Origin of the sequence: Mesorhizobium sp. CA10, from assembly GCF_020165285.1 — a bacterium.
Classification (GTDB): Bacteria; Pseudomonadota; Alphaproteobacteria; order Rhizobiales; family Rhizobiaceae; genus Mesorhizobium.
Genome location: NZ_JAIUHV010000004.1, coordinates 171,141 through 183,491 on the forward strand (window position 1 = coordinate 171,141; position 12,351 = coordinate 183,491).

14 protein-coding genes and 1 pseudogene are annotated in these 12,351 nt (G+C 65.0%); 8 read left to right on the forward strand and 7 right to left on the reverse strand.

Going from position 1 to position 12,351, the window contains the following annotated elements:
* Positions 1-981, forward strand: coding sequence for a branched-chain amino acid ABC transporter permease (locus tag LB535_RS11055; protein WP_224601409.1), 981 nt, complete (start codon positions 1-3; stop codon positions 979-981).
* Here the strand turns inward: LB535_RS11055 and LB535_RS11060 are convergent.
* From LB535_RS11060 to LB535_RS11070, 3 genes and pseudogenes are all read right to left on the reverse strand, one after another.
* Complete coding sequence (locus tag LB535_RS11060) at positions 978-1,280, reverse strand: HigA family addiction module antitoxin (RefSeq protein ID WP_140840657.1); 303 nt, start codon at positions 1,278-1,280, stop codon at positions 978-980. The genes LB535_RS11055 and LB535_RS11060 overlap by 4 nt on opposite strands.
* 39 nt (positions 1,281-1,319) lie before the next feature.
* Positions 1,320-1,602 (reverse strand): annotated as a pseudogene (locus tag LB535_RS11065) (type II toxin-antitoxin system RelE/ParE family toxin).
* 178 nt (positions 1,603-1,780) lie between these two features.
* Positions 1,781-2,473, reverse strand: coding sequence for a winged helix-turn-helix transcriptional regulator (locus LB535_RS11070; RefSeq protein ID WP_140840661.1), 693 nt, complete (start codon positions 2,471-2,473; stop codon positions 1,781-1,783).
* Positions 2,474-2,647: 174 nt separating this feature from the next.
* Here LB535_RS11070 and LB535_RS11075 point away from each other — a divergent pair, with 174 nt between their 5' ends.
* Positions 2,648-2,974, forward strand: a complete 327-nt coding sequence (locus LB535_RS11075) for a DUF1330 domain-containing protein (protein ID WP_140840663.1) — start codon at positions 2,648-2,650, stop codon at positions 2,972-2,974.
* A 191-nt stretch (positions 2,975-3,165) separates the two neighbouring features.
* On the opposite strand, the gene LB535_RS11080 is transcribed toward LB535_RS11075, so the two are convergent.
* Positions 3,166-3,639, reverse strand: coding sequence for an Lrp/AsnC family transcriptional regulator (locus tag LB535_RS11080; RefSeq protein WP_224544621.1), 474 nt, complete (start codon positions 3,637-3,639; stop codon positions 3,166-3,168).
* Positions 3,640-3,745: 106 nt separating this feature from the next.
* Between LB535_RS11080 and LB535_RS11085 the strand changes: the two genes are divergently transcribed.
* The 3 genes from LB535_RS11085 (at position 3,746) to LB535_RS11095 (ending at position 7,580) form a co-directional block, all read left to right on the forward strand.
* Complete coding sequence (locus LB535_RS11085; protein WP_224611539.1) at positions 3,746-4,948, forward strand: diaminopropionate ammonia-lyase; 1,203 nt, start codon at positions 3,746-3,748, stop codon at positions 4,946-4,948.
* Positions 4,945-6,180, forward strand: a complete 1,236-nt coding sequence (locus LB535_RS11090; protein ID WP_224632195.1) for a Zn-dependent hydrolase — start codon at positions 4,945-4,947, stop codon at positions 6,178-6,180. Before LB535_RS11085 ends, LB535_RS11090 begins: the two co-directional genes overlap by 4 nt.
* 203 nt (positions 6,181-6,383) lie before the next feature.
* Positions 6,384-7,580, forward strand: coding sequence for a diaminopropionate ammonia-lyase (locus LB535_RS11095; protein ID WP_224632196.1), 1,197 nt, complete (start codon positions 6,384-6,386; stop codon positions 7,578-7,580).
* 140 nt (positions 7,581-7,720) lie between these two features.
* On the opposite strand, the gene LB535_RS11100 is transcribed toward LB535_RS11095, so the two are convergent.
* Positions 7,721-7,882 (reverse strand): hypothetical protein, encoded by a 162-nt coding sequence (locus LB535_RS11100; protein WP_224632197.1) that lies wholly within the window; start codon positions 7,880-7,882, stop codon positions 7,721-7,723.
* 35 nt (positions 7,883-7,917) lie between these two features.
* On the opposite strand from LB535_RS11100, the gene LB535_RS11105 reads away from it, so the two are divergent.
* From LB535_RS11105 to LB535_RS11115, 3 genes are all read left to right on the forward strand, one after another.
* Complete coding sequence (locus tag LB535_RS11105) at positions 7,918-10,032, forward strand: EAL domain-containing protein (protein ID WP_224632198.1); 2,115 nt, start codon at positions 7,918-7,920, stop codon at positions 10,030-10,032.
* A 90-nt stretch (positions 10,033-10,122) separates the two neighbouring features.
* Positions 10,123-10,521: a hypothetical protein gene (locus LB535_RS11110; RefSeq protein ID WP_224632199.1), complete on the forward strand. Its 399-nt coding sequence runs from the start codon at positions 10,123-10,125 to the stop codon at positions 10,519-10,521.
* Positions 10,522-10,687: 166 nt separating this feature from the next.
* Complete coding sequence (locus tag LB535_RS11115; RefSeq protein ID WP_224632200.1) at positions 10,688-11,191, forward strand: hypothetical protein; 504 nt, start codon at positions 10,688-10,690, stop codon at positions 11,189-11,191.
* A 5-nt stretch (positions 11,192-11,196) separates the two neighbouring features.
* Here LB535_RS11115 and LB535_RS11120 read toward each other — a convergent pair whose 3' ends face one another.
* Together LB535_RS11120 and LB535_RS11125 are read right to left on the reverse strand one after the other, a co-directional pair.
* Positions 11,197-11,496 (reverse strand): AzlD family protein, encoded by a 300-nt coding sequence (locus tag LB535_RS11120; protein WP_224530856.1) that lies wholly within the window; start codon positions 11,494-11,496, stop codon positions 11,197-11,199.
* The gene (locus LB535_RS11125) at positions 11,493-12,236 is read right to left on the reverse strand and encodes an AzlC family ABC transporter permease (protein ID WP_224601430.1); all 744 of its coding nucleotides are present in this window, start codon (positions 12,234-12,236) and stop codon (positions 11,493-11,495) included. Before LB535_RS11125 ends, LB535_RS11120 begins: the two co-directional genes overlap by 4 nt.
* Between the last annotated feature and the right edge of the window lie 115 nt (positions 12,237-12,351).

The window sequence follows — 12,351 nt, forward strand, 5'->3', positions numbered from 1 at the left end:
ATGAGCCAAGCGACCCTTCACGCAGAACGCGCCGCCGCCTCCTTGAGGCTCGAACGGGCGCTGGTGGTGCTGGGCATCGTGGCGCTGATCGCCGCGCCCTTCGTCATCTACCCGATCTTCGTCATGAAGATGCTGTGCTTCGCGCTGTTCGCCTGCGCCTTCAACCTGCTCTTGGGCTACACCGGCCTGCTTTCCTTCGGCCATGCCGCCTTCTTCGGCGGCGCGGCCTATTTTTGTGCCTATGCGGTGAAGGCCTGGGGCTGGCCGCCAGAGGCCGGCATCCTGCTCGGCACCGCAGGTGCCGCGGGCATGGGCCTCGTCATGGGCTTCCTCGCCATCCGCCGGCAGGGCATCTATTTCTCTATGATCACACTGGCGCTGGCGCAGATGTTCTATTTCTTCTGCGTCCAGGCGCCCTTCACCGAGGGCGAGGACGGCATCCAGGGTGTGCCTCGCGGCCACCTGTTCGGCGTCGTAGACCTCAACGTCACGATGAACATGTATTTCTTCGTGCTCGCCGTCTTCCTGATCGGCGTCTTCGCCGTCTGGCGCATCGTCAACTCGCCTTTCGGCATGATCCTGCGCTCCATCCGCGAGAACGAGAACCGCGCCATTTCGCTCGGCTATTCCGTCGGCCGCTACAAGCTCGCCGCCTTCGTCATGTCGGCCGCGCTTGCCGGCTTTGCCGGCGCGACCAAGGCGATCGTCTTCCAGTTCGCCACGCTCACCGACGTCACCTGGCAGATGTCTGGCGAAGTGATCCTGATGACGCTGCTCGGCGGCATCGGCACCATGGCCGGCCCGGCGGTCGGAGCCGGCCTCGTCGTCGGACTGGAGAATACGCTCGCGACATCCGGCTTTCCGGTGACCATCGCCACGGGGCTGATTTTCATGGTCTGCGTGCTGGTATTCCGGCGTGGGATTGTCGGAGAGATCTATGCAAGATGGCTGGGGCGCAGGGCGGGCGGCAAGAACTCCTAAGCTGCGGCCGCCCCGAACCGCTCAATCTCTTTGAGTTCATCCCGTATGGAGGTGCCCTCGACGGCGAGGTCATAGCTGGCCTGCATGTTCATCCAGAACTGCGGAGTCGTTCCAAAGAACTTTGCGAGGCGCAAAGCGGTGTCTGGCGTAACGGGCGTGGTCTCGTTGGCAAGGCGTTCGATACGCGTACGTGGGACGTGAAGCTTCTTCGCCAAAGTGTAGGGCTTCAGGCCGAGTGGTTCGAGGAACTCGGCCCTCAATATCTCGCCGGGATGGATAGGCTTGTCGAGGTTGATCATTTGGTTCCGCTCCTGTCGGGATAGAGCTGGTTGGTTCAGCTAATGATAGTCGGTGATCTCTACATCGTCCGCTCCGCCATCCGTCCACCGAAAGCAAACGCGAAATTGGGTCGTTGATACGGATCGAGTACTGACCGGCGCGATCGCCCTTCAGCGCTTCAAGCCGGTTTCCCGGTGGGACCTTGAGGTCGGCCAGTTCGGGAGCGTTGTCCAACATGAACAGTTTCCGTTGAGCGACACGAACGAGATCTGCCGGGAATCCTTTCGGAGCTTTGCCTGTCGAAACCGCCTCAGTGATCCTGTCTTTGAACGAGCGTATCATCCACTTCCCCCGAAACGTATCTTCTCATGATGCGTCTCCAAGATCAAGCGTAAAGTATCATGTCGTGATACGAAACGCCCCGAAGGGATTATATTGAGGCAAGGTGCGCCCGCCGGCACTTCCAGCCCACCTTCACCCGGTCCATCGCCATAAACGTGACAGCCAAGGTGGTGCCCGGCTACGCCGCGCGCTTCGGTTCGACCGCGAACGGGCTGAGCCCGAGCCAGCTTTGCATCTTCCTGCCAATGGCCTTGTCGCCGGTCAGGACGACCTTCACGCCGGCCTTCTCGACAGTCAGCACGCCCATCCAGATTGCGGTCATCGTGTGGAGATCGGTCGAGACGTAGAGGTCGACCTCGAAGCCCGGATCGTACCAGCACAAATCGACCTCACCATGCTTCTCGACGATCAGCCACCACGAGCGTTTCGAGGCTGGGAGGTCCTGATACAGAAATTGTATCACGGTTCTTCCATCGGGCAGCGGCGAGGGGTTCAGATTACGCCGCATATCCCACATCAGCAGCGATGGATCGAGGTTCTTCAACGACAGCCGGGACTCGACCCATTTCTGTCCCCAAAAACCCATCGCCTCGACAACAGGGCGCAAGTCGCGTCCCGCCTCGGTCAGCCGGTAGTCGAAGATACCCTTCTCGCCCGGGACTTCCCGGCGCTCCACGATCCCTGCCAACTCCAGCTCCTTCAGCCGTTGCGACAGAAGGGTCGGCGACATTTTCGGCACACCGCGGCGCAGGTCGTTGAAGCGGGTCGAGCCCGCCACCAGCTCGCGCATCAACACCATCGTCCAGCGGGTGCACAGCACCTCGGCGGCCATCGATAGCGGGCAGAACTGCTTGTAACCGTGCTGGGTCATGATCGGCGCCTCCTCCAGAGTTGGCCGGACATTAGACCTTCATGAATGAAGCGGCGAGTACAGAAACTGTACCGGGCCGGTACAGATCCAGGACTGGTTGGCGCGAGCCCTGTCGTGCGAGCCGTTTGGCCGACGCACGGGATATCCCTGTGCGCAGCAACCAGGAGAATGACCATGACCGCTTACCTTATCGCGGATATCAAGGTGAAAGATCCGAAATGGATACCGGACTACGCCGCTACCGTGCACGACCTCGTTCACAAGCACGGCGGCAGGTATCTGGCGCGCAGCGGCAATGTGAAGACGCTCGAGGGCAAGCCGCTCGACACGACGCTGATCGCGCTGATGGCCTTCCCATCGGAAGCGGCGGCGCACGCCTTCACCAATGATCCGGCCTACGCCCCCTTCGTGTCGGCCCGCCAGGGCGGCAGCGACAGCCGCTTTCAGCTGTTCGACAACACCGACCTAGCCGGAACGATTTCATACCTGCCGAAGGGATGATCGGCGGCCGCCGCATCGAACCCGGGATCATCAAGCACAAACAGCCACGGCGCTTGCACCTTCGCCGACATGAACCCGAAGGTGTCGTGCGAACACGCGGCGTCGCCGACCCAGTAGAGGTTGGAGATTAGCGAAAACCAGGACGGCAGCCGATCTCCCCACTTGTTGGAGAGGTCGGCAGCTTCGACGACTCACCCCACCGGCACTTCCAGTCCCACCTTCACCCGGTCCATCGCCACGAACGTGCGAAACCTTTTGACGTTGTTGTTCTCGAAGAACAGCCGCCTGGTCAGCGCCTCATAATCGGCCATCGTCGCCACCGTGACGACGAGGATGAAATCGGCCTCGCCGGTGACATAGTAGCATTGCTGCACTTCGGGCACTTGGGCAAAGCCGCGCTTAGCGGCGTCGATCAGCTCGGCGCGTTCGCTCTCCACCTCCACCTCGACGAAGATCGTGATCGGATGGCCGACCTTGGCCGGATCGACCAGCGCTACATTGGCGCGGATGACGCCGGTCTCCTCCATGCGCTTGATGCGCCGCTGAACGGCGGGCGCCGACAGGTTGACCCTCTCGCCGATCGTGCGCTGCGGCGTGGCGTTGTCCTTCTGCAGGATGGTGAGGATGGCGCGGTCGAAGGCGTCGAGTTCGGGCGAAATGGACATGGCAGCGTTTCCCAACGAAACAAACTTGCAATTCAAGCGCCAAAACAGAGCGCCTTTCTCGCTTGGCCTGCAATAAATTTCAGTCGTCAAGAGGAGAAAGCCGACCATGTTCCTGCTCAACCGCCACCCGGACCATCGCCATCCGCTGACCGAGGAGGACGCCGCGACGCTTGGGCTCGCCGGGGCCGACGAGGCTGAGCGCTTCCTTGCCGCGCGCGACAACCATGCCGAGACGCCGCTGCACGCCCTGCCGGCGCTGGCGGGCGAACTCGGCATCGGCGCGCTGCACGTCAAGGACGAGGGCAAGCGCCTCGGCCTCGGCAGCTTCAAAGCGTTGGGCGGCGCCTATGCCGTCATGCATCTGGTGCTGGAGCAGGCAGGCAGGCAGCTCGGCCGCGCCGTCGCGGTCGAGGACCTGCACAAGCCTGAGGTGAAGGCGATGGCCGGGCAGATGACTTTCGCCTGCGCCACCGACGGCAATCATGGACGCTCGGTGGCGCAGGGTGCCGGCCTTGTCGGCGCGCGCTCCGTCATCTTCGTCCACTCCGGCGTCAGCAACGAACGCGTGGCGGCCATTGCCCGCTTCGGCGCCGAAATGGTGCGCGTCGCCGGCGATTACGACCAGTCGGTCAGGGAGGCCGCCCGCGTCGCCGCCGAGCGCGGCTGGACCGTCGTCTCCGATACGTCTTGGCCGGGCTATGAGCGCATACCCGGGCTTGTGATGCAGGGCTACACGGTGACCGTGCGTGAAGCACTGAAGCGTTTGCCTGAGCCACCCACCCACGTCTTCCTTCAGGCCGGTGTCGGCGGCTTCGCCGCGGCTGTAGGTGGCCATCTCGCCATCATGCTTGGCGAGGATCGCCCGAAGGCAATCGTGGTCGAGCCGGCGCGCGCGGCCTGCGTCTATGAGACGGCCAAGGCCGGACGCCCGGTCACGATCGCGCACAGCAAGCCCACTGTCATGGCGATGCTCGAATGCTACGAGCCGTCTCTGGTCGCCTGGCGCGTGCTGTCGCGGATCGGCGATGCCTTCATGACCGTGGACGAGGAAGATGCCGTCGCGGTGATGAACCGTCTTGCGAGACCTGCCGGCAACGATCCGGCGATCGTCTCGGGCGAGAGCGGCGGGGCAGGGCTCGCCGGTCTGATCCGCGCGGCCGCTGACAAGACGATGCGCGCGGCGCTTGGTCTCGATGGGAATTCCCGCGTGCTGATCATCAATTCCGAAGGCGCGACCGATCCCGGCCGCTATGCCGAGCTGGTCGGAATGGCGCCGGAAGAAGTCGCGCAAGCGAGGCTGCCGGCATGAGCAATCTGATGATCAACGCCGACCGGCTTCTCGGCCGTATCCAGGAGCTCGGCAGTATCGGCCGCGATGCGCAGGGGCGGCTGGTCCGCGTCGCCGCCTCCGAGATGGACCGGCTCGGCCGCGACCGCTTCGTCGGCTGGCTGGAAGAGGCAGGGCTCGAGGTCGCCGTCGACCGCATCGGCAACATTTTCGGCGTCTGGCGGGACGACGCCAATGCGGGCCAGCCGCCGGTCATGCTCGGCTCGCATATCGACACGGTGATCGACGCCGGCATCTATGACGGCTGCTATGGCGTGCTTGCCGGCCTCGAAGCGATCGAGAGCCTGAGGGAGGCCGGCTTCGCGCCGGCGCGCCCGATCGTGGTTGCCGCCTTCACCAATGAGGAGGGCGTGCGCTTCTCGCCCGACATGATGGGCTCGCTGGTCTTTGCCGGCGGTCGGAACCTCGAGGAAGCGCTGGCCTCGGTCGGCACCGACGGCACGGTGCTGGGCAAGGAGCTGGAGCGCATCGGCTATGCCGGTCGGCATCAGCCCGGCTTCCTCAAGCCGCATGCCTATGTCGAGCTGCATGTCGAGCAGGGGCCGGTGCTCGAGCGCGAGGGCATCGCCATCGGCGCGGTCGAAAACCTGCAGGGCATTTCCTGGCAGCGCGTTACCATCGACGGCGAGGCCAACCATGCCGGCACCACGCCGATGTCGATGCGAAAGGACGCAGGCGTCGCCGCCGCCCGCGTGATCGGCTTCTTGGCGGACCGGGCCAGCGCCTCGTCGACGCGCACCGTCGCCACCGTCGGCACCATCGCGTTCGAGCCGAACGCCATCAACGTCATCCCGTCGCGGGTGATCTTCACCATCGACCTGCGCGATCCCGACGAAACGCATCTTCGCGAAGAGGAGGCGGCGCTTGCCGCCTTCCTCGACAAGCTGGCCGCAAGCGCCGGCGTCACCGTCCATGCCGAAAGCCTGGCGCGTTTCGAGCCGGTGACCTTCGATGCCCGCATCGTCTCGCTGATCGAGGACGGCGCCAGGGCCGCCGGCCTTTCGTGCCGGCGCATGACCTCGGGCGCCGGCCACGACGCGCAGATGATCGCCCGTATCGCGCCGTCCGCGATGATCTTCGTGCCGAGCCGGGGCGGCATCAGCCATAACCCCACCGAGTTCACCGCTCCCGACGAACTGGTCGCCGGCGCCAACATCCTGCTTGGCGTCGCCGCCCGGCTGGCGGCCGACTGATCGCGGGAGGAATCAGATAGGCGTGCCGCTGGGGGTGAAATACCACCAAAAATAGTCATGCTGGCTGTATCTGGTCGTCCCGAAGCGAATATCCGGCGACATCCAATCGAAACAAACTTCAATCACTTAGCCAATTAAAGCATCCAAAATCGCGCCCGAATCGCGCCCGCCGACAGAGTTCAGTGCCTCGCAGGAAGACTAGCATGTTGCTTCTCAACCAACGTCCCGAACACAACCAGCCGTTGGTTGCCGCCGATGCCGAGTCGCTCGGCATCGCGGGGGGCGAGCGGGCCGAGCGTTACCTCAAGGCGCGCGACGATCATGCCGAAACGCCGCTGCACGCCTTGCCGGCGCTGGCCGATCACCTCGGCGTCGCGGCGCTTTATGTCAAGGACGAAGGCCAGCGTCTCGGCCTTGGCAGCTTCAAGGCGCTGGGCGGCGCGTATGCCGTCATGCGACTGGTGCTGGAGGAGGCGGGCAAACGCTTCGGGCGCGATGTCGATATCGGCGAGATCAACGATCCCAAGCTGCGCGCCATCGCTGCTCAGATGACATTCTGCTGCGCAACGGATGGCAACCATGGCCGTTCGGTGGCGCAGGGGGCCGGCCTCGTCGGCGCGCGTTCGGTGATTTACGTCCATGCTGGCGTAAGCCGCGAGCGTGTCGCGGCCATCGCTCGCTTCGGCGCCGAGATTGTCGAGGTCGAGGGCGGCTATGACCATGCGGTGCGCGAAGTCGCCCGCGTCGGTGCCGAGCGCGGCTGGAAGATCGTCTCCAACACGTCCTGGCTGGGCTATGAGCGCGTCCCCGGACTGGTCATGCAGGGCTACACGGTGATCGTGCGCGAGACGCTGCGGCGCTTGGCCGAGCCACCGACGCATGTCTTCCTGCAGGCTGGCGTCGGTGGCTTCGCGGCGGCGATCGCCGGCCATGTGGCGGTCATGCTTGGCTCCAGGCGGCCGAAAGCCGTGGTGGTCGAGCCGCGGCGCTCGGCTTGCGTCTACGCCTCGGCTGAGGCCGGACGTCCGGTGACGATCGCCCAGCAGCAGCCGACCGTGATGGCGATGCTCGAATGTGCCGAGCCGTCCTTGGTCGCCTGGCGCGTGCTGGCGCGCGTCGGCGATGCCTTCATGACGGTCGAAGAAGAGGACGCGGTCGCCGTGATGAAGCGGCTGGCGCGGCCCTTGGGCAACGATCCGGCCATCGTCTCCGGCGAGAGCGGCGGCGTCGGGCTCGCCGGACTGGTCCGCGCTGCGGGCGACGGGCAGATGCGCGCGGCGTTAGGCCTCGATGCCGGCTCCCGCGTGCTCGTCGTCAACTCGGAGGGCGCCACCGACCATGGCCGCTTTGCCGAGTTGGTCGGGATGGCGCCGGCAGAGGTGTTCCTGCAGACTGCCTGAGAGCAATTCCAGGAAAACTTGCGACGGTGGTGCGAAGAAGGTTCGCAGTGGCTAGGCGATCGGCGACGGCGGTCGAGCGCTAAATTCCCTCCAAGAGGGGAGATGCGGCAGGCCAGAGGGGGCGCTGTCCCACCGGCGTTTCAGTTTTTTGCAGTCACAGCCAAGCCGGTAGCGACCAGCTCCACCCCAACAAGATCAGCGCCGCGATCCTTCACGCCCTCCTCTGGCCTGCCGGCCATCTCCCCCTCTTGGGGGGAGATTAACTGAACCACTCCCGGTAACCCTTTTTTCTCTGCTTTCATGCAATATTGCCCGGACGGGATGGCAAGAACAAGGAATGGCGGACGACGATAAACGCAACGGTAAGTTCTGGTCGCTGGCGCTTGATCGCGCTCATCTCGGCCTATGGGACTGGAATTTGTCGACCGGCGATTGCTACTACTCGCCGACCTGGTCGAAGATGTTGGGCTATGAGGCGAACGAGCTCGCCAACACGCCCGATCTCTGGCTGAAGCTGACCCATCCCGACGATCGCCAGCGCGCGCAGGAAAGCGGCGACCGGCATATTGCGGGCCTCGTCGATTCCATCGAGACGGAGCTGCGCCTGCGCCACAAGGACGGCCACTGGGTCTGGGTGCTCGACCGCGGCGGCATTGTCGAGCGCGACGCCGACGGCAAGCCGCTTCGGATGATGGGCGTGCAGACCGACATCACCCGCCAGAAAGAGGCCGAGGCGGCGCTCGAGCAGGTCAACATCCGCTTCCGCCTCGCGATTGCCGCCAGCGGCACCGGCATCTGGCACCACGATATCGGTACGAAGAAGAGCTATTGGGACGCGCGCACCCGCGAGATCTTCGGCTTGGTTGCCGATACCGATGAGGTGACGGCCGACCTCTGGCACACCTACCTTCATCCCGACGACAAGGAAGCTACCGAGCGAGCGCATCTGATCGCCCCCGGCTCGAACAGCGTCGTCGCCTCGCAGTACCGGATCGTCCTGCATGACGGCCAGGTCCGCCATCTCGAGTCGCTGGTGCGTTTCATTGCCGGCGTCGGCTCGGCCGGCCAGATTTTGGGCACGGTACGAGACATCACCGAGGAGAAGACGCGCGCCGAGGAGCTTGCCTTCGCCGCGCGTCACGACGCGCTGACCGGGTTGCTCAACCGTTCGGCCTTCGACCGGCTGCTTGCGGAGAACATCGCCATGGCCGGGCGCCTGCCGCTTGCCGTGTTCTATGTCGACCTCGACTACTTCAAGGCGCTCAACGACTATGCCGGCCATGCCGCCGGAGATCTCGCGCTGAAAAGCGTCGCGGCGGGCATCCTCGCCAGCCTGCCCGCGTCGGCGCAGGCGGCGCGCCTCGGCGGCGACGAATTCGCGCTTTTGGTGCCGAACTGCAATGACGCCTGTGCCGAGCACCTTGCCCGCGCGGTGCTTGCCGCGGTGCGCGACGCCGATATCGGCACTGCCGTCACCTCGCGCAGGCTTGCCGCCAGCATCGGCATCGCCTTCGTGCGCGACCCCAACATGAGCGTGGCCGACGCGCTCGCCTGCGCCGACGATGCCTGCTACGCCGCCAAGGCCGGCGGCCGGGACCGCTTCGCGGTGTTCTCGCCGGAAACGACGTCGGGCGCCGGCCTCAATGCCGCACGGCTGGCCGCGGACCTTGTCGATGCGATGGAGGACGGCCGGTTGAAGCTGTTCGGCCAGCAAATCCATCGGCTCGGCCAGCCATGGGAAGACAGCCGCCACGTCGAGGTGCTGGCCAGGCTCGAGGCCCGCAACGGCAAGATGATCCCGCCCGGCGATTTCATGCCGGTCGCCGAACGCTTCGGCCTTGCCGCCCGGCTCGACCGCTGGATCATCCGCACCGCGCTGACGCGCCATGGCGAGGCGATGCGCGCGGGCGCCATCTCGCTCGACTTCAATTTGTCGGCGCAGACGCTTTCCGATCCGCAGCTCTGGGATTTCGTCGACGAGGCCATCGCCGACAGTGGCGCGCCGGCGCCGGCCATCGGCTTCGAGATCACCGAAACCGCCGCCGTCACCAATTTCGATGCCGCGGCCGAGTTCGTGCGCAAGGCCAGGCAACGCCGCTGCCGCGTCAGCCTCGACGATTTCGGCGCCGGGATGAGTTCGTTCGAATATCTCAGGCGCTTCCCCGTCGATGCCATCAAGATCGACGGCTCCTTCGTCGAGCACATCGCCGAAAGCCGGTTCGACCGCGAGATCGTTTCGGCGATCACCGGTATCGCCCGCTCGATGGGCGCTGCCGTGGTTGCAGAGAAGGTCGAGGACAGGAACGCGCTGGAGATCCTCATGGACATGGGCGTTGCCTATGGCCAGGGCTACTTCCTGCACCGGCCCGAGCCGCTGGAGGCGATCGTGGCAAGAGCCGTAAGCGGCACTGCGTCACCGTCGCGGCCGCATGCTAGGTCGGCACAAAAGTAAGGCGTTCCTAAAATTTCAATCACTCATTTAAGGGCGCCGTAATCCGGCGCGACGATGATCCGATCTCACAAAACGGACCGGAGCGCGTGGATGAAAACCCTTCCCTTGGTTGCGGCAACTGCAATCGGCCTGCTCGGCATCTTCGCCACGCAGCCGTCTTATGCCGGCTCGGACCACGGTGGCGGGGTGACGCCATCCACGATCGAAGGTGACGACGATCAGGTCAATACATCCAGCGTCAGCGACGATCATGAGGCCGCGGAGAATGACGAGGCCAGGCACAAGGGCGACGGCGCCGCTACCGGCTCGCATGAAGGCGACCAGCACGGCGATCATCAGGGCGACAATCATGACGGCGATCACGAAGGCGGGGACGGTGCCAGCCATGACGGCGGCGCAGACAGCGGCGGCCACGTCGGTGGCGGCGACAGTGGTGGCCACGAGGGCGGCGGGGGCAGCGGCGGCCATGACGGTGGCGGGGACGACTGAGTCTTGGGGTGATAACGCGCCCATCGTTAAAAGGTGAGCCATCCTTCTATCGAACTCTTAGGACAACTGGGCTAATTGCCTGTGAAACGCTTTGCTCGGGACATGACGTCTTGGCTCGACTGTCCGGCGTCCGAACCATGACGGAGGGCCGCCTGCGAGACCCGTAATGTCCTCGACCGTCAACATCGCCATTGTGACCCTGCAGCCGCAGCGCCTGTTGCCGACGGCCAGGCCGGCTGCCAGTAGCCACAGCGCCGTCGGCGCCGCGGCTTCGCCGCTCATGCAGGCGGAGTCCACGGCCCCAGCATCCAAGTTCAGCCTCGACAACCTCAATATCACAGCGACGAAGGTCCGACTGATGGAACGTGCGGGCAATGAGTTCCGCATCGATCAGGCCGAATATGAGTCAGTGTCGTCCTACGGTACGGCGATCAAGAACGCCGTCGAAGCGTTGAAACGGCAATCGCCGTCGGCGATCGCCGAGATCGAGAGACAGCTTGGCCTGGACCAGCTTGGCGTTTCTCTCGATAGGCTCGTCGACGCGATAGCCGATCCGCGAGGCAGCGATAGCAAAAGGCTGGATGCCGCGTTGAAGCAGCATGCGGACGGACCTGGCGAAGGCGACGCCGCATCGATCCAGCTGGACGAGCTCGGGCTTTACGGCGGCTGAGGCAGCTAGCCTATCAGCCATCTCAGCATGCCCGCCGAAGCCACCCCGATCACCACCGTCGGCAGCATCGACAGCCGTGTCGCCGCCAGCACCGTGATTGCAAGCGCCGCCAGATCGGCCGGATTCTTCGAGACGAAATCCGGAGCGATCACCGAGATCAGCACGCAGCCGGGCGCGGCTTCCATCACCGCCGTGGCGCGCGGGCCGAGCGCGCGGTTCCTCAGCACCACATAGCCGCCGACGCGGGTGAGATACGTCACGCCGGCCATCGCCAGGATGGCGAGCACGGTCATCGGATCGATCATCTCTCACCTGCCAGGAACCACGCGGCCACCAGGCCGGACAGCGCACCGGCCGCCACATACCAGGCGCCGGGCACGACGAGATAGGTGAGCGTCGCCACCGCCAGGCTGACCAGCCAGGGCCGCGCCGCGGCAAAGCCCGTCCACATGCCCCGAAGCAACACCAGGAAGACAGCAGGGAAAGCCAAGGCAAAACCGTAGGTCTCGACGTCGCCAAGCACCGGCCCGAGTGCCGCGCCGCAGGTCGTAAACGCCACCCAGGCGAGATAGAAGGGCAGCGCGGCGCCCAAATAAAAGGCCAGGCTGAAGGCCGGCCGCATGCCGACGTCGGCGCGCCGCCGCGCATCCGCGAGGCCTACGGCCCAGCTCTCGTCACACATCAGAAACAGCGCCGGAAAAACCTGCCGCTTCGGCAGATGGTTGATGAACGGCGCGAGTGCGGCGCCCATCAGGAAATGCCGGCTGTTGACCAGAAAGGTGATGGCGGCGATCAACAGGATATGCGGCGGCGAAGTCCAGAGCTGGATCGCGGCGAATTCTGAGCCGCCGGCGAAGTTGAGGCCGGTCATCAGCGGCACCTCGGCCACGCTCAGGCCCTTCTGCGCGGCCTGCGCGCCGAGCACCAGCGCGTAGGGGATGATGCCGAGCAGCACCGGCGTCGAAGCGGCGAGCCCGCGTCGGAACTCGCCGCCGCGTCCATCGGCGCTTTGACCCTCGGCGAGGGCGATCTCGGAAACGCTCATGGCTTTGCTTTCGGCTGGCCTCGCGGCCGCCGTTCTCCCGCTCGGTTGTGGGTTGCTATCGGTGCGGCACTATAGCCGAATTGCCTCGCAATCGGGTTGCGAAGATGCCCCGTTT

What these genes read in the sequence shown, in the direction of transcription:
- LB535_RS11100 (WP_224632197.1), bottom strand. Translation starts at nt 7,882, where the DNA reads ATGAAAGCAGAGAAAAAAGGGTTACCGGGAGTGGTTCAGTTAATCTCC.
- LB535_RS11080 (WP_224544621.1), bottom strand. Translation starts at nt 3,639, where the DNA reads ATGTCCATTTCGCCCGAACTCGACGCCTTCGACCGCGCCATCCTCACC.
- LB535_RS11070 (WP_140840661.1), bottom strand. Translation starts at nt 2,473, where the DNA reads ATGACCCAGCACGGTTACAAGCAGTTCTGCCCGCTATCGATGGCCGCC.
- LB535_RS11085 (WP_224611539.1), top strand. Translation starts at nt 3,746, where the DNA reads ATGTTCCTGCTCAACCGCCACCCGGACCATCGCCATCCGCTGACCGAG.
- LB535_RS11120 (WP_224530856.1), bottom strand. Translation starts at nt 11,496, where the DNA reads ATGATCGATCCGATGACCGTGCTCGCCATCCTGGCGATGGCCGGCGTG.
- LB535_RS11060 (WP_140840657.1), bottom strand. Translation starts at nt 1,280, where the DNA reads ATGATCAACCTCGACAAGCCTATCCATCCCGGCGAGATATTGAGGGCC.
- LB535_RS11055 (WP_224601409.1), top strand. Translation starts at nt 1, where the DNA reads ATGAGCCAAGCGACCCTTCACGCAGAACGCGCCGCCGCCTCCTTGAGG.
- LB535_RS11115 (WP_224632200.1), top strand. Translation starts at nt 10,688, where the DNA reads ATGTCCTCGACCGTCAACATCGCCATTGTGACCCTGCAGCCGCAGCGC.
- LB535_RS11105 (WP_224632198.1), top strand. Translation starts at nt 7,918, where the DNA reads ATGGCGGACGACGATAAACGCAACGGTAAGTTCTGGTCGCTGGCGCTT.
- LB535_RS11090 (WP_224632195.1), top strand. Translation starts at nt 4,945, where the DNA reads ATGAGCAATCTGATGATCAACGCCGACCGGCTTCTCGGCCGTATCCAG.
- LB535_RS11095 (WP_224632196.1), top strand. Translation starts at nt 6,384, where the DNA reads ATGTTGCTTCTCAACCAACGTCCCGAACACAACCAGCCGTTGGTTGCC.
- LB535_RS11110 (WP_224632199.1), top strand. Translation starts at nt 10,123, where the DNA reads ATGAAAACCCTTCCCTTGGTTGCGGCAACTGCAATCGGCCTGCTCGGC.
- LB535_RS11075 (WP_140840663.1), top strand. Translation starts at nt 2,648, where the DNA reads ATGACCGCTTACCTTATCGCGGATATCAAGGTGAAAGATCCGAAATGG.
- LB535_RS11125 (WP_224601430.1), bottom strand. Translation starts at nt 12,236, where the DNA reads ATGAGCGTTTCCGAGATCGCCCTCGCCGAGGGTCAAAGCGCCGATGGA.